Source organism: Agromyces sp. H66 (genome assembly GCF_004959775.1).
GTDB lineage: Bacteria > Actinomycetota > Actinomycetes > Actinomycetales > Microbacteriaceae > Agromyces.
Window position 1 is genome coordinate 72,533 of record NZ_SJZG01000013.1, and the last position, 17,163, is coordinate 89,695.

Genomic DNA, 17,163 nt, shown 5'->3' on the forward strand with positions numbered 1-17,163 from the left:
GCGGGCCTACTCGAACACCGGGACGGTCTCGCGCCAGAGCGGCGCCTCGATGAGGCGGATGTCGTCGAGCGCCAGCAGTGGGCCGTCGGTCGCTCGTCGCCCGGCCTCGGCCGCGGCCGGCAGGTGTACGGATGCCTCGGGGTGCAGCGGCACGATGCGCAGCGTGAGCTCCGTGGCGTGCGCGAGGCCGAGCCCGTCGAGCCCGATCGTCCAGGACGTGCCATCCCAGAAGCGGTCGGCGACCACGACGCCGTCGGCCTCCAGGCGGGCGACATCGCCCGCCCACTCGACCTCGAGGTAGCGGCGTCCATGCCGCTCTGGGGGCAGCTCGAGCGTCCACGAGGTGGCGTGGCGCGCGACATCCTCACGGGTCGGCGCGGATGCGCGACCGGCGCGCGAGCCGTAGCTCGGCGGCGGCGGCGCCTCGCCGGGCTTGGGCGCGCTCACCACGACCGCCGAGTGACCAGCGGGAGACGCTTCGCCCACGGCGACGGGCTCGAACCTCCCCATCGACGGCACGTACTCCTCCACCACCGGCACCGAGGCCGCCCGCACGGTCAGCCGACCGTCGGCTTCCTCGAACACGGCGTCGTCGCAGAGCACGAGGCGGCGGCGTCCGCTCGCCTCGAGCACCCAGACCCGGTCGGCGGATGCCGCCGGCACGACGAGCACGTCGAGCCGGCCGTCGCCCTCCGCCAACTCGAGCCGCACCGGCCCGGCCTCGGCCTCGACGACCACAACCCCCGCCGCCGGCCGCGTCGACCCGTCGCCGGCAACCGTCGCCGCCGTCGCGACCTCCACGGGAATCCCGCGCTCCGCAACGAGCACGAGCGTCGGCCGCTCACCCTCGAGCACCGTCAGCGCCGACGCCGTCGCCCAGTCCACCCGCACGCCCCCGAGCTCGAGGTGCAGCGGCCAGTGCGCGATGGTGCCGGCGGGCACGTCGATGGGCGCATGCGGCAGCACGGTGGTTCCCCCGTCGAGGGTCACCGTGAACCGCACGTCGCGCACGGTGTCGAGCGGCACGTGCGGTTGCTGCCAGGTGATGAAGAGCCATCCCGACGCCCCGTCGCTGCGCAGTGCCCACCGCAGCGTATTGACGTCGTCGACCGAGGTCGGATGCACCGGGGGAATCGTCGACGGCATCGGCGCGAGCCTCGCGCCGAACGCCGACAGGAATGCATGCTGGCGCCGCAGCGCCGCGTGGCTCGACGCGAGCCGCCCCGACGCGCCGATCGGCGCATGGAAGTCGTAGTCGAACTCGGGCAGGTCGTTCGGGTAGCCGCTCGCGTGCGACTCCTGCAGTCCGGGCCGAGGGTTCGTGCCGCCCGCGTACATGTAGTAGCCCTGCCAGCCCGAGCCGTTGCCGATCTTGTTGTGCGCGACCGCGGCGACATCCGCCCCGCTGAGCAGCGGACGTCGGTGGTAGGCCGTCGCCATGCCGCCGCCGAGCTCGCACGTGGCCGCGGGGAACGACGCCGACGGCAGCCGCGGCGTCTCGGGGCGACGGCCGATGCCCGGGTGGTCGCGCAGGTCGGCGCCGATGCCGGGGTCGTCCCAGGTGTGCGAGAAGAAGAAGTGCTCGCGGAACGTGGTGTCCCAGTCGTGGTCGGCGTCGACCCAGAAGCCGTCGCCGTAGCCGCCGTAGAGGGGGAGCACCTCGCCCTCTGGCAGCTCGGCGCCGCCCCACGCCGTCGCGGTGCAGATGGGGGCGAGCAGGCCGTGCCGGCGGGCCATCGCCTTGAGGGTCGTGAGGTGCTCGGGCTGGTCGTAGAGCTCGTTGTCGAGCTGGATCGCGATGACGTTGCTCGACGGCCCGCACAGTGGTGCGAGCTGCTCGCCGATCGCGGCGAACCACGACTCGACGAGGGCGAGGTAGGCGGGGTCGTCGGTGCGGTGCGCGACCGGCGCCTGCTGCACCCAGTCGGGGAACCCGCCGTTGCGCACCTCGCCGTGACACCACGGGCCGATGCGCAGCACCACGTCGAGACCCGCGGCGGCGGCGCAGCGCACGAAGGCCGCGACATCCAGGCCGCCGTTGAAGCTCGGGCGACCGCGCTCGGGCTCGTGGTGGTTCCAGATCACGTAGGTCGCGACGGCGGTGACCCCACCCGATCGCATGAGCCGCAGGCGCTCGTCCCACTCGCCGCGCGGCACGCGGCTGTAGTGCAGCTCACCCGTCACCGGGATGAACGGGCGGCCGTCGCGCTCGACATAGCGATTGGTGAGGGCGATGCGGTCGTGCCGGTCGACGTCGTTGCTCATCGCAGGGCGGGTCAGCGGCTCGGCCCACGGCTCGTGCGTGACGCTGTGCGGCGCCGCCACACGTGACGGCGACCCGGGTTCGCGGGGCGCAGGGTCATCCGATGCCGTGTGCAGGGCAGAAGGGCGAACGGATGTCACGACCAAGTGCTCCTTCTCGAGTCGGGCTGGCCTCACGGTTGTAGCACATGGGCGGTGGGTGCCGGGCGGCGGGGAAGCCGTCTCGACATCCTGTCGCAGTTTCAGGTAACCTGAATCAAAGCTTGCAACGGTGCAGAGGAGTCAACCGCATGACGTCGGATCACGACGGAAGTATCAGCGTCCCCATCGATCGCCTCCCCGAGACGGCCGGCCGAACGTTCGGCCCGTCATCGTGGCGGCGCATCGACCAGAGCGAGGTCACGGCGTACGCCGGACTGTCGGGCGACACGAACCCGGTGCACCTCGACGAGGAGTTCGCGAAGAGCACGCCCTTCGGCGGCACCATCGTGCACGGCTACCTCACGCTCGGCCTCGTCGTGCCGCTCATGGCCGAGGTGTTCGAGGTGACCGACTTCGGGGTGGGCATCAACTACGGACTCGACCGGCTGCGGTTCCCCGCGCCGGTCGCCGTCGGCTCACGCGTCCGCGTCGTCGGCGAGATCCTCAAGGTCGACGAGATCGAGGGCGGCTACCAGACCTTCCCCCGCGTGACCTTCGAGATCGAGGGCGGCAGCAAGCCCGCCTGCGTCGCCGACATGGTGCTGAGGTACTACCGATGAGCGCCGAGGATCTCACCGGCCGGGTGGCCGTCGTCACGGGGAGCGGCCGCGGTCTCGGTCGCGCGTATGCCGTCGCCCTCGGTCGCGCCGGCGCGGCGGTCGTCGTCAACGACGTCGACACGGATTCCGCCGAGGAGACCGCCGAGCTCGTCCGCGCGGCCGGGGGGCGCGCCGCCGTCGTGGTCGCGCCCGTCGGCCCGGCGGAAACCGCCGACCGGCTCGTCGCCACGGCCGTCTCCGAGTTCGGCCGGCTCGACGCGATGATCGCGAATGCCGGCGTGCTGCGCGACCGCGTCATGTGGAAGGCGACCGACGAGGACTTCGACCTCGTCGTCGCGACCCACCTGCGCGGCTCGTTCACGTGCGGCCGCGCCGCCGCCAACCACTTCCGTGAAGCCGGCGAGGGCGGTCGCATCATCCTCATCGGCTCGCCCGCCGGGCAGTTCGGGAGCTTCGGGCAGACCGCCTACGCCGCGTGCAAGGCCGGCATCGTCGCGATGGCTCGCACCTGGTCGCTCGAGCTCGCGCGCGCCGGGGTCACCGTCAACGCGGTCATCCCGACGGCGATGACCGAGATGACGGGCACGATGCCGATCTACCAGGAGGTCTACCAGCGCTTCCTCGAGGGGGAGCCGCTGCCGCCCGTCGTGCGCCGCGAGCACGCCCTCGGCTCGCCCGAAGACGTCGCGCCGCTCATCGTGTGGCTCGCCTCCGACGCATCGTCGGGGATCACCGGGCAGGCGATCGGCCTCGGCGGCGATCGGCTCACGCTCTATGCGCACCCGGCGGTCCTCGAGACGCGCGACGCCGACGGCGGCTGGACGCCGGATGGAATCCGGCAGGTGTGGGAGGCCGAGCTCAGCGCCCTCGCCCAGCCGTCCGGCCCGACCTTCGCCCCGCAGGACTGACCGTGCAGGGTCATTACGCCGACCTCTGGCACCGCATCGCCCTCGCAGACCCCGACCGACCCGCGATGGTCACGGTGGGTGAGTCCCGACTCAGCCACGCCGAGTTCGACACCGCCGCCGCCCGGGTCGCGACGCTGCTCGGCGAACTGGGGATGCGACGCGACGACAAGGTCTCGATCCTGATGCACAACCGGCCCGAGTGGCTGCTCACCTTCGCGGGCGGCCTCCGGGTCGGGATCGTCCCCGTCGCACTCAACTTCCGGTACCGCCCGCGGGAGATCGCCGCGCTCCTCGACGACTCCGACTCGACCGTGCTCGTCTACGCGGCGAGCCTCGCCGAGACGGTCGCCGAGGCGGTCGCGCTGCTCGGCCGACCGATCGCCCTCCTCCAGGTGCAGGATGTCGCCGCGCCGCTCCTTCCCGGGGCGCTCGACTTCGCGACCTTCACCGACCGCGAGCCGAAACCCTACGAGGATCCGGTCGACGGCGACTTCTTCATCTACACCGGCGGCACGACCGGGGCACCGAAGGCCGCCGTGTGGGGCGTGCGCCAGATGCTCTCGATGCAGGTCTACAACGCCTACCTCACCGCGGGGCTCCCGATCCCCGAGACGCCCGACGACGTCGTGCGACTCGCGACGGGACCGGAGTCGCGGCGCATCGTCGCGCTCGCCCTCTCGCCGTACATGCACGGCACGGCGCTCACGACGGTGATCAACGCCCTGCTGCTCGGCGGCACGATCGTCGTGCTGCCGACGGCGAGATTCGACCCGGCGCTCGCGATCCGCACCATCCTCGACGAGGGCGTGACCCGCGTCGCGGTCGCGGGGGATGCGATCGCACTGCCGCTCCTCGAAGCTGCGGAGGAGGCCGGCATCACCGAGCTCCCGGAGCTCCAGTCGATCCTCTCCTCGGGGATGCGCTTCAGCGACTCGACGAAGGCCCGCCTGCACGCGCTCGCCCCGAACCTCGTGATCACCGACATCCTCGCCTCGACCGAGGGCGGTGCGGTCGGCCTCGGCATCACCCGCTCCGCCGACGACCTGCCGGCGAGGTTCCGGCTCACGCCCGGCACCGTCGTGCTCGACGAGTCGCAGGAGGAGGTGCAGGATGTCCCCGGCTCCGTCGGCCGGATCGCCTTCACCGGCGGGATGCCGAAGGGCTACTACAAGGACCCCGAGAAGACGGCGGCGAACTTCGTCGAGATCCGCGGCACGCGGCACATCATCCCGGGCGACCTCGTGCGCGTCGACGAGGACCACGTCATCGAGCTGCTCGGCCGCGGGGCGACCGTCGTCAACACCGGCGGTGAGAAGGTGTACCCGGCGGAGGTCGAGGAGTCGCTCCTGCGCTTTCCCGGCGTGCTCGACGCGGTCGTCTACGGGGTGCCCGACGAGCGCTGGGGCGAGATCGTCGCCGCGGCGATCGCCGTCGAGCATCCGGAACGGTTCTCGGGCGCGGAGGTCGTCGCTCACGTCGGCACCGAGCTCGCCGGCTACAAGAAGCCGCGCCGGCTCCTCATCGTCGATGACCTCGAGCGCAGCCCCACCGGCAAGCTCGACCTCGCCGAGCTCCGCCGGCGAACGCTCGAGCAGGGCGTCTCGGCATGACGCGGCACGAGCCGCGGTCGGCGGCGATGTGGTCGATGGCGGCGATCGAGGCCGAGCGTATTTGTCCGGCAGTCCGCGAAATGGTTGACCCCGAGCACGTATTTCAGGTAGCCTGAGAATTCCCGATCCGGCGAGCGCCACGCCGGGCACCATCTCGATGAAGAGACCTGAGGAGAGCAATGACGTTCCCCCGAAAGCGACTGATCGCCGCTGCAGCATTCGCGTCCACCGCCGTCCTGCTCGCCGGCTGCACCGGCGGCGGCGAAGGCCCCGCCCCCGACCCCGACGAGCCCGTCGCCATCACCGTCGGCACCCTTCCCGCCGGCGACTACGCCCCGCTGTACATCGCACAAGAGGAGGGCTTCTTCGAAGAGGAGGGCCTCGACGTCACGATCGAGATCATCGCCGGCGGTGCCGTCGGCGTGACCCAGCTCGTGTCGGGCGAACTCGACTTCAGCTCCGCCACCTGGGCCAACACGCTGTCGGCGGTGTCGCAGGGGCTCGAGATCCAGGTCGTGCGCGAAGGCACCGACTCCTCGAAGGAGGGCATCAACGGCATGATCGCGAAGGAGGGCTCGGGCATCGAGGGCCCTGAAGACTTCCGCGGTCAGACCATCGCGGTCAACACGCTCCAGTCCGCGACCGAGCTGCAGATCCGCGACTGCCTCGACAGCGCGGGTGTCGGCCCCGATGAGTACGAGCTCGTCGAGGTGCCGTTCCCCGAGGTCGGCGCCGCCGTCAGCCAGGGCCGCATCGCCGCGGGCTTCGTGCCCGAGCCGTTCATCACGATCGGCGAGGCCGAGGGCCTCGTGCCGGTCATGTACCCGTCGGTCTGCAACGAGGACCAGGCGAACTCGCCGCTCATCAACTGGAACACCTCGCGTCAGTTCGCCGAGCAGAACCCCGAGGCCGTCGCCGCGTTCGTGCGGGCGATGGACAAGGCGACGCAGCTCGCGATCGACGACCCGCAGGTCGTCGTCGACATCCTGCCCACCTTCACGACGCTCACCCCCGAGCTCGCCGGCGCGCTCGTGCTGCCCAGCTTCGTCGAGGACGGCACGCCCGACCTCGAGGGCGCCGAGCTCACGATGGACCTCATGGTCGAGTGGGGCCTGCTCGACGAGCCGCTCGACGACCTGTCGCAGTACGCCTGGCAAGGCGAGTGACGTCTCGGTCCTCGGGGTCCGGTGATGCACCGGATCCCGAGGACCGTCCAAGGACCGTCCCATGACCGTGCAGGAGAAGGAGCGACGATTGTCCAGCACCACCTCCGCGCCCCCGTTCGGGCGGCGTCGGACGAGAAGCACCGCATCGCGTCGAACGACGCTGCTGCGCGGAGCCGCCGGTTTCGCGGCGCTCTTCGCCATCGCGGAACTCGTCTCGCGGTCGGGGATCGTCAGTGAGACGTTCCTGCCGCCGACCTCGCTGGTGCTGCTTCGCGTGGTCGAGCTGCTCGTCACCCCGTCCTTCCTCGTAGAGGTCGGCGCGACGCTCTCCGCCTGGGCGATCGGCCTCGCGATCTGCATCGTCGTCTCGGTGACGATCGGGGTGCTGCTCGGGTCATCCCGCGCGGCCTACTCCGGCAGTCGTGCCGTGATCGAGTTCCTGCGCCCGATTCCCTCAGTCGCACTCATCCCGCTCGCGATGCTCGTGCTCGGCAACGACGCCGAGATGAAGATCGCGCTCATCGTCTTCTCCACCTCGTGGCCCGTGCTCTTCAACACCATCTATGGGATGCACGACGTCGACCCCATCGCGAAGCTGACGGCCAAGAGCTTCGGCCACGGCAGGCTGTCGACGCTCCTCACCGTGTCGCTGCCGAGCGCAATGCCGTTCATCTTCACGGGCATCCGGATCGCGGCATCCGTCGCCCTCATCGTCGCGATCAGCGCGGAGCTGCTCGCGGGAGCCTCGAACGGGCTCGGTCGGTGGATGCTCGACGCCTCTGCGACCGGCAACCGGCCCGACCTCGTGTTCGCCGCGACCATCATCGCGGGCCTCCTCGGTCTCATCATCAACTTCCTGCTGCAGCTCATCGAGCGGCGGTTCCTCGGTTGGCAGACGGCGCTGCGCCCGACGGGGGGTGCGTCGAAATGACCACCGGAAGGACCCATCCCGTGAAGGTCTCATCGAGCGTGGACACGGTGTCGCTCGCCACACCTCCGCGTCCCACGCGACGGCGTCCCGCCAACGGCTCCCGTCGCCTCAAGGACTTCGCCGTCCGCTGGGGCGCGCTCCTCGCGATCGGCCTCGTCTGGGAGCTCGCCGCGCGGCTCGCGGACAACCTGTTCTTCCCGCCGCCGTCGCGGATCATCGAGCGCTTCTTCGAACTCTGGCTCTCGGGCCCGCCGACGACGTTCTTCCTCACCGAGTCGGTGGCGACGAACATCATGCCGAGCCTCGCCCGGCTGCTGGGCGGCTGGGCCGCCGCCGTCGTGTTCGGCGTGCTGCTCGGCGTCGCCATCGGGCGCAGCAAGGTCGTCGGCGACTACGTGGAGCCGATCATCCACTTCGTGCGCGCGATCCCCCCGCCCGCGCTCATCCCGGTCTTCTTCATCCTGCTCGGCTTCGGCAACGAGATGCGGGTGACGCTCATCGCGTTCGCGGTCATCTGGCCGGTCGTGCTCAACACGATCGACGGGGTGCGCAGCGTGGAGCAGTTGCACCTCGATACCGGTCGAGTGTTCGAGTTCGACTGGCGGAAGCGGTTCTTCGGGATCGTGCTGCCGAGCGCGTCGCCGAAGATCTTCGCCGGGATGCGGGTGGCACTCTCCGTCGCGATCATCATGATGGTGATCTCGGAGATGGTCGGGCGCCCCGACGGCATCGGCAACATCATTCTGGGGGCGCAACGCACCTATCGGATGGACGACATGTGGGCCGGAATCCTGCTGCTCGGGATCCTCGGCTACGTCCTCAACGCCATCCTGTCCGCCGTGGAGTCGCGCATCACGAGATGGCATCGGGGTTCACGAGAAGGAGTGTCATGAGCATCCAGGCGACAGCGACCGATCTGCTGACGATCGAAGGTCTCGGCCACGTCTATGAGGGCACGGAGCCGTTCGAGGCGATCGGGAAGCTCGACTTCACGGTGCCCGAGGGCGCATTCGTCTCCATCGTCGGGCCGTCGGGATGCGGCAAGACCACGATGCTGCGCTGCCTCTCGGGCCTCATGAAGCCCACCCGCGGCGAGGTGCGACTCGAGGGCGAACCGGTGACGGGAGTGCCGCGCGACCTCGCGCTCGTGTTCCAGGACTACAGCCGTTCGCTCTTCCCGTGGCGCACGGTCGCGGGCAACATCGCCTACGTGCTGCCGCGCGACCTGCCGAAGGCGGAGCGGGCCGCCCGCGTCCAGGAAAGCCTCGACGCCGTCGGGCTCGGCGAGGCCGGGGCGAAGTACCCGTGGCAGCTCTCGGGCGGCATGCAGCAGCGCGTCGCGATCGCCCGGGCGCTCGCGTACCGGCCGGCGATCCTCCTCATGGACGAGCCGTTCGCCTCCGTCGACGCGCAGACCCGCGCCGAGCTCGAAGACCTCATGCTCGCGGTGCGCGAGCAGTTCGGCATGACGATCCTCTTCGTCACGCACGACATCGACGAGAGCGTCTACCTCGCCGATCGCGTGCTCGTGCTCTCGAAGTCGCCGTCGACGATCGTCGAGAGCCTGGATGTCGACCTGCCGCGCCCGCGCGACCAGGTGAGCACCCGCGAGCTCGACGACTTCGTGCACCTGCGCTCCCACATCGCCCGGCTCATCCGCGACCAGTCGATGAAGGGCCGCCCCGCTGCCTGAGGCCTGCGGCCTCGCCTGATCCGCCCTTGCCCGGGCGACCCCCGACGTGCGCTGACGCCGGCTCGCGACATCCGCTCGCTTCACTCCGCCGCGTTGAACGGGAAGTGTACGTCGCCGAAGCCCCACGTCGTGCGCAGCCAGTGCGGCACGAACGCGTCGAGCTCCTTCTCGAGTGCGGAGCCCACCAGCTCGTCGACGACCCACCAGGATGACTCGGCGTCGTGGGTGTCGTGCGGGTCGATGTAGACGCAGCCCACGAGGTGGGTCTCGTCGGCGTCGAGGATCGCGTAGTTGAACGTCTCGTGCGCCGCGATCTCGCGCTGGTGCCGAGCGAGGTCGTCGCGGTCGGCCTCGTACGACATGGTGGCGGGCGGCCAGCCCCAGTCCTCGCCGTAGATCTGCCACAGGCGCTCGCGCGAGCCCATGACCGCGGGGTAGTCGATGTCGACGTCGTCGGCGCGGATCGGGCGCAGGTGGTAACCGTCGACGAGGTCGACGCGCTCGGGGTGCACGAAGCCCTCGGGCAGCCAGGTGCGGGAATCGGTCGTGTCGCTCATGGTTCCATGCTGGCGTGCGACGCGGGGTCGCGGGGCGCGCGATCGCGGCGGATTACGCACGAGCAACGTCGGTGGCGGTGGCCGCGAACCCGGCGACGTCGGCGGAGATCGCGAACGAGCCTGAACGCCATCGCGAGCCCATGACCCACTCGCAGTCGTCGGCCGCCTGCACCGCCCCATGTCGGTGGTCGGAGTTAGCGTCACGATATCGCTCGTGCCGAGAGTGGAGTCAACATGAAGGTCCTGGTGGCCACGGCGCTCACGCAGGGTGAGCGCAAGGGCGACTACAACAGGTGCATCGAGGGCGAGCTGGTCTGGGTGCAGGAGCCGTGCGCGAGTGATAGGCGCAACCCCGACGGGCCGTGCGGCTGCGGGCGTGGATTCGCAGGCATGAGCTCGCACCGGTCGACGACAACGGCACGGGTGGATGAGATCGCCGGGTTCACGCGCGATGACATGATCCTGGCGATGCAGACGAGTCTTCGAGATGGAGGCTGGCCGGAGCACTGGGCGGCGGATCTCGCCGACGGGCTGCTCGAGCTCGCAAGCCTGTGGGGTGTCGGCACCGTGATCGACCGTCGAATCGATGATTTCGGACCGCGAGCGGTGCATGCATGACTGCAAGCGCGAATGCTAAACTCCCGACCATGGCTCAGGTCACGTGGCGGGCGAACGACGACCTCGTTCGGAGGGTGCAGGCCGTCGCGGCATCCGAGGGTCTCAGCATGAACGAGCTGATGACCCGCGTGCTCTCGATTGCGACCGATAGCGACGAACGCGACCCCGCCGCCGTGCGACTGCGCGAGCGGCTGCGCGCCGCCGGAATGCTCGCGTCGTGGGCACCGACCTCGCCCGCGCCACCAGATGCGGCAGATCTCGATCGGGCGCGTGCGGCCGCCGGAACGGGCACGAAGCTCGCCGACATCGTGTCCGCACAGCGGCGTTGAGCGTCTTCGCCGACAGCTCTGCGATCGTCAAGCTGTACGCAGACGAGGAGGGGCACGAGCACGTCCGCTCCCTTGACGCCATGATCGTGAGCGCAATCGCGCGTGTTGAAGTCCCCGCCGCGTTCTGGCGCAAGAACCGCATGGGTGAATTGAGTGCCCAGGACGCACGCACCCTCGTGCAGGCCTTCGGGCGCGACCTGGCCGGCCCGACGGGTCGCCTCGTCACGCTGCAGTTGACGAACGAGGTCCTCGAGCGCGCCGCGGAGCTCACGGCGATCCATGGACTTCGCGCCTACGATGCCGTTCAGCTGGCGAGTGCCCGCGCGGCGCGGCTCATCGATCCCACGTGCTCGACGTTCGCGGTCTTCGACGGCGAGCTCTCGGTCGCCGCCGTCCGTGAGGGGTTCGCGATCTTGCCGTGAGCCCGCCTGCTCGGCGAACCGCAACCCGGTCGCGGCGGCGCAGGTCGCGAACTACCCTGAACCCATCGACCGAGGGGGAGCACATGAGCGACACCACAGGCCGCGGCGATCGCGCCGACCGCGACGACCGCGACTTCGCCGACGACGCGAACGAGCAGGCGCGCCTGCGCGCCGAGCACGCCCGCGAGCTCGGGGTGGACCCGTTCTTCGAAGGTGCGAACATCACCGAGCACGACGGCCCCGACCTCGAGGGCGGCGACGACCTCGACACCGGCGGCGGCCACCGCACGCCGCGCGCGTCCGACTGGGACTGACGCGCGGAGCGAGGCCTACGCCTCGGGCGGCGCCTCCTGCAGCGCGCGCACCTCGATGCGGGACTGCACCGCGGCAGATGCCTTGGCCGCCCACTCGATGGCGGATGCCTCGTCGGCCGCCTCGATCACCCAGAAGCCGCCGACGTACGACGGCGCCTCCACGAACGGCTCGTCGAGCACGCTCGTCTCACCAGACGTGACGTCGACGGTCTTCGCGGTCGAGGGCGGGTTGAGGCCGCCGGCGAACAGCCACGCGCCCGAGTCCTTCAGCGCGGTGTTGAACTCGTCGACCGCGGCCATCACCGCGGCGAGCTCGGCGGGGTCGAACTCCTGCATCGACGCCATCGTCGGCTCGGTCGCCGAGTCGTGGGGCATGGTCAGGAAGTACTGCGTCATCGTTGGGCTCCTCTCGTTGCGGCGCCGTCGACGCCGACCTTGCCAAGGCGTCGAACGGGCATGGTCCGAGATCGACATCGGCGCGGTTTTCGCCGCAACTTGGGATCGCTCGACGGCGCTCAGCGACGCACGGGTGCGCCGGCCGGGTGCGTCGCCAGGGCGGCGGCTTCAGGGTCGGCGGATGTCGCGACATCCGTCACGCCCGCGGCATCCGCCTTGCTCGCGGCATCCGTCTTGCTCGCGGCATCCGTCTTGCTCGCGGCATCCGTCACCATCCGCTCGGCCCCGCCCTCGATCTCGCCGATCGCGCCGATCGCCTCGACCGCGCCGACCGGCGCCCGCACCTCGATGCGGTCCTCGAAGAAGAACCGCGACACCCGCACTCGGAGCCGCCGCCCGAGGGGCAGCCGACCGCGGGAGTCGGGTCGCAGCGCGAGCGGCCGCGGCGAGTCGACCACGCCGATGCGCCAGCGCTCGTACTCGCCGATCGGGCGGTGCACCTCGACGTACTCGCCGCCGGGCAGGCGCACGATGCGTCCGGTCTCGTAGCCGTGCAGGAGCAGCTCGTGGTCCTTGCGCTGCAGGGCGAGGCACACGCGTCGCGCGATGACGAACCCGACCACCGGGCCGAGCACGAGGGTCGCCTGCAGCACGGTGATCACGTGCTCGAACGCCACGTCGAAATGCGTCGAGATGACGTCGGCGCTGCCGGCGATCCAGAGGGTGCCGTAGAAGACGATGGCGGCGACGCCGATGGCGGTGCGGGTCGGGGCGTTGCGCGGGCGCTGGAGGAGGTGATGGTCGCGCCGGTCGCCCGAGGCCCACTCCTCGACGAACGGGTAGACCGTGATGGCGACGAAGAACGCACCCACCACCACGAGCGGCACGAGGATCGCGAGCGTCCACGTGCGGTCGAGCCACACGACCTCCCAGCCCGCGGGCACGAGCCGGAGCGCGCCGTCGAGGAATCCCGTGTACCAGTCGGGCTGGCTGCCCGCGCCGGCGTTGCCGGGGTCGGCCGGTCCGTACAGGTGGACCGGATTCACCGTGACCGTCGCGGAGATTCCGAGGATGAGCCCCGTGACGATCGCGAACAGCCCGCCGGCGCGGGCCGCCGCGTCCGGCCACAGCGGCACGCCCACGATGTTCTCCTCGCTGCGCCCGGGCCCGGGGAACTGCGGCGGCTTGCGGTGCCACGCCGCGAGGCCGCGCAGCGTGACGAGTGCGACGAGCAGGGCCGGCACGATCGCGACGTGCAGCGGATACAGGTGGTCGATGACCTGACCCGGGAACGACCCGCCGAACAGCAGCGCCGCGGCCCAGGTGCCCACGAACGGCACACCGAGCGCGATCCCCTCGACGATCCGCAGGCCCGTGCCCGAGAGCATGTCGTCGGGCAGGGCGTAGCCGCTCCAGCCGCCGACCAGGGCCACGATGAAGACGAGGACCAGCAGCACCCACATCCCGCGCCGCGGCCGGCGGAAGGCGCCCGTGAAGAACGTCGTCAGGAGCTGCATGATGATCGACGCGGGCAGCAGCAGCCCCGCCCAGTGGTGCGCCTGCCGGATGAGCAGGCCGCCGGGGATGTCGAACGAGATGCGCATGGTCGACGCGAATGCCTGCGACACCTCGGCGCCGTGCAGCGGCAGATATCCGCCGGTGTAGGTCGTCGTCGCGCTCGACGGCGTGTACCAGAACATCAGGATCACGCCGGTGACGAACACCACCACGATGCAGGCGAGCGTGACCACGCCGAACAGGTTCGTCCAGTGGTTCGGCACGGTGCGCCGGCGCAGGGCGGCCGTGACATCGGCGATGCGACGGCCGAGGAACGTGGCGTTCGCGATGGATGCCGCGAGCCGATCGGTCGCGGAGGGGCGCTTGGGTCGACGGTCAACGGGCATGGGGAACGCCTCCTGAGACGAACGCGCCGCGCGGATCCTGCACCGACAGCAGCGAGACGATGTCGCGGCCCACGACGAGCGCGGAGAGCCAGACGAGGAGCACGCGGAGCTTCCGCTCCCAGGTGGGGATCGCGAGCACGTGGTAGCCGCGGTGCATCAGCCACGCCGGCAGGCCGGTGATCACGAGGCCCTTGTACTGGAAGATGCCACGGCCCAACCCGAGCGTGGCCACGACGCCGAGCGAGTCGTGCCGGTAGGCGCGTGGCAGTTCGCCGTGCAGGGTCGCCGCGATGTTGGCCGCGAGGCGCTTGCCCTGACGCACGGCGTGCTGCGCGTTCGGCACGGTGAGGGCGCCGGGCACCGGCGAGGCCAGGTCGGGCACGGCGGCGTTGTCGCCGGCGGCCCACGCGTCGGGAACCGGATCCTCGTCGGTGCCGACCCGGAGGTCGGCGCGCACGATGACGCGGCCGCGCTCGTCGGTCGGCAGGTCGGTGTGCTTCGAGATCACGGGATGCGCGGCGTTGCCCGCGGTCCACACGATCAGGTTGGCGTCGAACTCCTCGCCGTTCGAGAGCTCGACGTGGCCGTCGACGGCCGAGACCACGCGGGCGTCGAGGTGCACGTGTGCTCCCCGGCCGCGCAGGAAGTCGACCACCCAGCGCCCCGGGGCATCCGTCACCTCGGGGAGGATCCGGCTGTTCGCCTCGACGAGGTGGAACGCGAGGTCGGAGAAGTGCAGTTCGGGATACGACTTCAGCAGGGCGGTTGCCAGCGACAGCAGTTCGCCGAAGCCCTCCACGCCCGAGAAGCCGCCGCCGACGAAGGCGAAGGTGAGCAGGCGCCGGCGCTCCGGCCCCGGCTCCAGCACCGAGGCGCGGTCGAACGCCGTCAGCAGTCGGTCGCGGATCGCGACGGCCTCCTCGACGTGCTTCATGCCGATCGCCACCTCGTCGGCGCCCGGGATGGGCAGCACTCGGGTGACGGCGCCGGCGGTGACCACGATGACGTCGTAGTCGACGACGAAGTCGGGTCCATCCGCCGGTCGCACCGTCACGGTCTTGTCGGCGTGCCGGATCATGGTCGCGCCGCCGGCGATGATCCGTGTGCGCTCGAGGTGCGACCGCAGCGAGATCGCGGCATGGCGCGCCTCGATGGAACCGGCGGCGACCTCGGGGAGGAACGGCTGGTACGTCATGTACGGCCGCGGGTCGATGATCACCAGCTCGGCCTCGTGCGGCTTGAGCCGCTTCTCGAGCTTCCAGGCCGTGGTGAAACCGGCGTACCCGCCGCCCACGATCACGATTCTGCGCATGCGCTGCTCCTAGATCTTCGTTCACTAGATACGACAGATCTCGGCGCCGGGGTGTGACATCCGTCGGCTGTGAAGTGCCTGACAGCCCACTCGCACGGCCACGTCGCCCGTGGCCGTCGCGCGTGGCCCGTCGATGGTGAAAACACATGAGAATCCGGGTCATGGGCTCCCCAGGCGACCCATGACCCGGATTCTCATGTAAGGCTGAACCGGGCCGGGTCGGCTTGGCGCGCTGTGCGACTCAATCCAGGTGCGCGAATCGCGGCCAGGCCTCGCTCCACGGCACGCGCATGCCGGTGCAGACGGTGACCGGGATTCCCTGCTCCTCGTTGTCGACGCCGAGCCCGTTGTCGAGTTCGTCGTGCACCTCGCACGCGTCGAACAGCGGCCCGAGCAGCCTCGGCCCGTAGCCCACGAACACGGCGGTGTCCACGGCATCCGGTGGATGTCCCTGGAACCAGAGCTCGTTGTGCCCGCTGAAGACGTCGGCGGGGTCGAGCCCGACCGCCGGGCCGAACCGGTCGAGCGCGCCGGCCTCGCCGTAGTTGGACGTGATGATCGGGGCGCCCGGCACCGAGCCCGCGGCATCCGCGATCTGCTCGACGTACCGGGGCCAACCGACGCTGTCGGCCGTGACCTGGTTGATCCCCGCCAGGGGAGTGGCGCCGACCACGTCGACGGGCACGAGCGGCAGCGCGATGACGGCCGAGATCGCGCCGTTCAGGGCGACGGCCGTCCACGCGAGCGCGCGGCGGACGCGGGCGCGCATCCACTCGGCCGTCGGCACGCAGCCGATCGCGAGCAGCACCTGCAGCACGCCGAGCGGGTAGAAGAACTGCGCGCTACCCGCGAACGTGAACACGAGCACCACCACGAAGGCCCCGATCAGCAGACGGATGTCGCGCCACGATCGTCGCCTCGCGAGTTCCACGAGGCCCGTCACCCAGATGGGCACGAGCAGGGGACCGGTGAGCAGCAGCAGCATCGGCCACATCAGCCAGCGCGTCTCGCCGCCGTTGTCCTCGGCGAGGGCGGCGCCCATCGCGAGTTGCGGCCAGCCGTGCGTCGCCTGGTACACGATGGCCGGCAGCGCCAGCACGACCGCGATCAGGATGCCGCCCCAGATCCACGGGGAACGCAGGGCGCGCCACGGTCCGAACGCGACGAGGCCCGCGCCGAGTCCGACCAGCAGCACCGCGACGAGCAGCTTGTTGTACGTCGCCAGTCCCGCCACGAGTCCGACGGTGAGCCACCAGCGTCCGTCGCGCCGCAGCAGCGCGCGCATGGCGAACAGGCACACGAGCGGCCACACCACGAGGTCGATGGATGCCGTGAGCAGCACGTGCCCGAAGATCATGGGGAACGCGGCCGCGGCGGCCGTCCACGCCGCGAGCGCCTGCGCCCGGCGCGCCCCACCGACCTCGCGCGCGATGAGCGCGGCGATGAGTACCGCGAGGACCGCCGCGACGATGGCGGGTAGCCGCAGGAGCCACGGTTCATCGACGATCGACGCGAGCGTGCGGGCGATCAGCGGGGTGAGCGGCGGCTGGTCGAAGTACCCCCATGCCGGGTCGAGCATGCGGAAGTACAGCTCGTCGCGGTGGTAGCCGTACCGGTTGCTGGTGGCGGCGAGCAGCGCACCCAAGGTGAGCATCGCAGCGATGACCGGGCCGAGGGCGAGCGGAGCAAGGGGTGGGCGTGGGGTGGATGCCGCGTGGCCGGATGTCGCGGGGCCGGATGTCGCGGGGCCGGATGCCGCGGACGCGGGCGCCGCGCGGCCGGGTGCCGCGCGCTCGTGCGCGGGGGTGGCTGCGGCGTCAGCCGGGTTCATCCGACCACCGTAGCGGGATCGTGCGGCACGGTGGGGCGGCGCGAGACCCGCCCTGTACAGGCATGACGCCACTGCCCTAGTCTGCGTCGAAGACCCGCCCCCTCGCGCAGGTCTCCGCAGCGCCGGCCGGTGCCCGGCGGAGAAGGGCC

At 70.8% G+C, this 17,163-nt stretch carries 17 protein-coding genes; 11 read left to right on the plus strand and 6 right to left on the minus strand.

Translation table 11 applies throughout. The features are described 5' to 3' along the window. Window positions 1-6: 6 nt before the first annotated feature. On the minus strand, window positions 7-2,265 hold the full coding sequence (locus tag EZM51_RS17700; RefSeq protein WP_136709636.1) for a beta-galactosidase: 2,259 nt from the start codon (window positions 2,263-2,265) through the stop codon (window positions 7-9). Window positions 2,266-2,552: 287 nt separating this feature from the next. Between EZM51_RS17700 and EZM51_RS17705 the strand changes: the two genes are divergently transcribed. From EZM51_RS17705 to EZM51_RS17735, 7 genes are all read left to right on the plus strand, one after another. Then, a complete protein-coding gene (locus EZM51_RS17705; RefSeq protein ID WP_136709637.1) occupies window positions 2,553-3,023 on the plus strand; it encodes a MaoC family dehydratase in 471 nt (156 codons plus the stop codon). Beyond that, window positions 3,020-3,931, plus strand: a complete 912-nt coding sequence (locus EZM51_RS17710) for an SDR family NAD(P)-dependent oxidoreductase (protein ID WP_136709638.1) — start codon at window positions 3,020-3,022, stop codon at window positions 3,929-3,931. Before EZM51_RS17705 ends, EZM51_RS17710 begins: the two co-directional genes overlap by 4 nt. A gap of 2 nt (window positions 3,932-3,933) precedes the next feature. Further along, on the plus strand, window positions 3,934-5,541 hold the full coding sequence (locus tag EZM51_RS17715) for an AMP-binding protein (RefSeq protein WP_136709639.1): 1,608 nt from the start codon (window positions 3,934-3,936) through the stop codon (window positions 5,539-5,541). A gap of 179 nt (window positions 5,542-5,720) precedes the next feature. Then, the gene (locus tag EZM51_RS17720) at window positions 5,721-6,707 is read left to right on the plus strand and encodes an ABC transporter substrate-binding protein (RefSeq protein WP_136709640.1); all 987 of its coding nucleotides are present in this window, start codon (window positions 5,721-5,723) and stop codon (window positions 6,705-6,707) included. 61 nt (window positions 6,708-6,768) lie between these two features. Next, window positions 6,769-7,638, plus strand: a complete 870-nt coding sequence (locus EZM51_RS17725) for an ABC transporter permease (protein ID WP_136709641.1) — start codon at window positions 6,769-6,771, stop codon at window positions 7,636-7,638. A gap of 20 nt (window positions 7,639-7,658) precedes the next feature. Next, a complete protein-coding gene (locus tag EZM51_RS17730; RefSeq protein WP_211195971.1) occupies window positions 7,659-8,531 on the plus strand; it encodes an ABC transporter permease in 873 nt (290 codons plus the stop codon). Beyond that, the gene (locus EZM51_RS17735) at window positions 8,528-9,331 is read left to right on the plus strand and encodes an ABC transporter ATP-binding protein (protein WP_136709643.1); all 804 of its coding nucleotides are present in this window, start codon (window positions 8,528-8,530) and stop codon (window positions 9,329-9,331) included. The genes EZM51_RS17730 and EZM51_RS17735 overlap by 4 nt, the downstream gene beginning before the upstream one ends. A gap of 80 nt (window positions 9,332-9,411) precedes the next feature. Here the strand turns inward: EZM51_RS17735 and EZM51_RS17740 are convergent, their stop codons facing one another. Further along, window positions 9,412-9,888 carry a GNAT family N-acetyltransferase gene (locus EZM51_RS17740; RefSeq protein ID WP_136709644.1) on the minus strand — a complete coding sequence of 159 codons (477 nt, stop codon included), beginning with the start codon at window positions 9,886-9,888 and terminating at the stop codon, window positions 9,412-9,414. A 246-nt stretch (window positions 9,889-10,134) separates the two neighbouring features. Between EZM51_RS17740 and EZM51_RS17745 the strand changes: the two genes are divergently transcribed. The 4 genes from EZM51_RS17745 (at window position 10,135) to EZM51_RS17760 (ending at window position 11,571) form a co-directional block, all read left to right on the plus strand. Beyond that, the gene (locus EZM51_RS17745; protein ID WP_211195972.1) at window positions 10,135-10,506 is read left to right on the plus strand and encodes a hypothetical protein; all 372 of its coding nucleotides are present in this window, start codon (window positions 10,135-10,137) and stop codon (window positions 10,504-10,506) included. Between the two features lie 29 nt (window positions 10,507-10,535). Beyond that, a complete protein-coding gene (locus EZM51_RS17750) occupies window positions 10,536-10,835 on the plus strand; it encodes a hypothetical protein (RefSeq protein WP_211195973.1) in 300 nt (99 codons plus the stop codon). Further along, entirely contained in the window at window positions 10,832-11,257 is a 426-nt protein-coding gene (locus EZM51_RS17755) for a type II toxin-antitoxin system VapC family toxin (protein ID WP_136709646.1), read from the plus strand. Before EZM51_RS17750 ends, EZM51_RS17755 begins: the two co-directional genes overlap by 4 nt. An 83-nt stretch (window positions 11,258-11,340) precedes the next feature. Then, window positions 11,341-11,571 carry a hypothetical protein gene (locus tag EZM51_RS17760; protein ID WP_136709647.1) on the plus strand — a complete coding sequence of 77 codons (231 nt, stop codon included), beginning with the start codon at window positions 11,341-11,343 and terminating at the stop codon, window positions 11,569-11,571. 15 nt (window positions 11,572-11,586) lie between these two features. On the opposite strand, the gene EZM51_RS17765 is transcribed toward EZM51_RS17760, so the two are convergent. From EZM51_RS17765 to EZM51_RS17780, 4 genes are all read right to left on the minus strand, one after another. Continuing rightward, window positions 11,587-11,967: a YciI family protein gene (locus EZM51_RS17765; RefSeq protein ID WP_136709648.1), complete on the minus strand. Its 381-nt coding sequence runs from the start codon at window positions 11,965-11,967 to the stop codon at window positions 11,587-11,589. 119 nt (window positions 11,968-12,086) lie between these two features. Next, window positions 12,087-13,871 (minus strand): cytochrome bc complex cytochrome b subunit, encoded by a 1,785-nt coding sequence (locus tag EZM51_RS17770; protein ID WP_136709649.1) that lies wholly within the window; start codon window positions 13,869-13,871, stop codon window positions 12,087-12,089. After that, window positions 13,861-15,183, minus strand: a complete 1,323-nt coding sequence (locus EZM51_RS17775) for an FAD-dependent oxidoreductase (RefSeq protein WP_136709650.1) — start codon at window positions 15,181-15,183, stop codon at window positions 13,861-13,863. The genes EZM51_RS17770 and EZM51_RS17775 overlap by 11 nt, the downstream gene beginning before the upstream one ends. Window positions 15,184-15,424: 241 nt before the next feature. Then, on the minus strand, window positions 15,425-17,014 hold the full coding sequence (locus tag EZM51_RS17780) for a glycosyltransferase family 39 protein (RefSeq protein ID WP_211195974.1): 1,590 nt from the start codon (window positions 17,012-17,014) through the stop codon (window positions 15,425-15,427). Window positions 17,015-17,163: the final 149 nt, after the last annotated feature.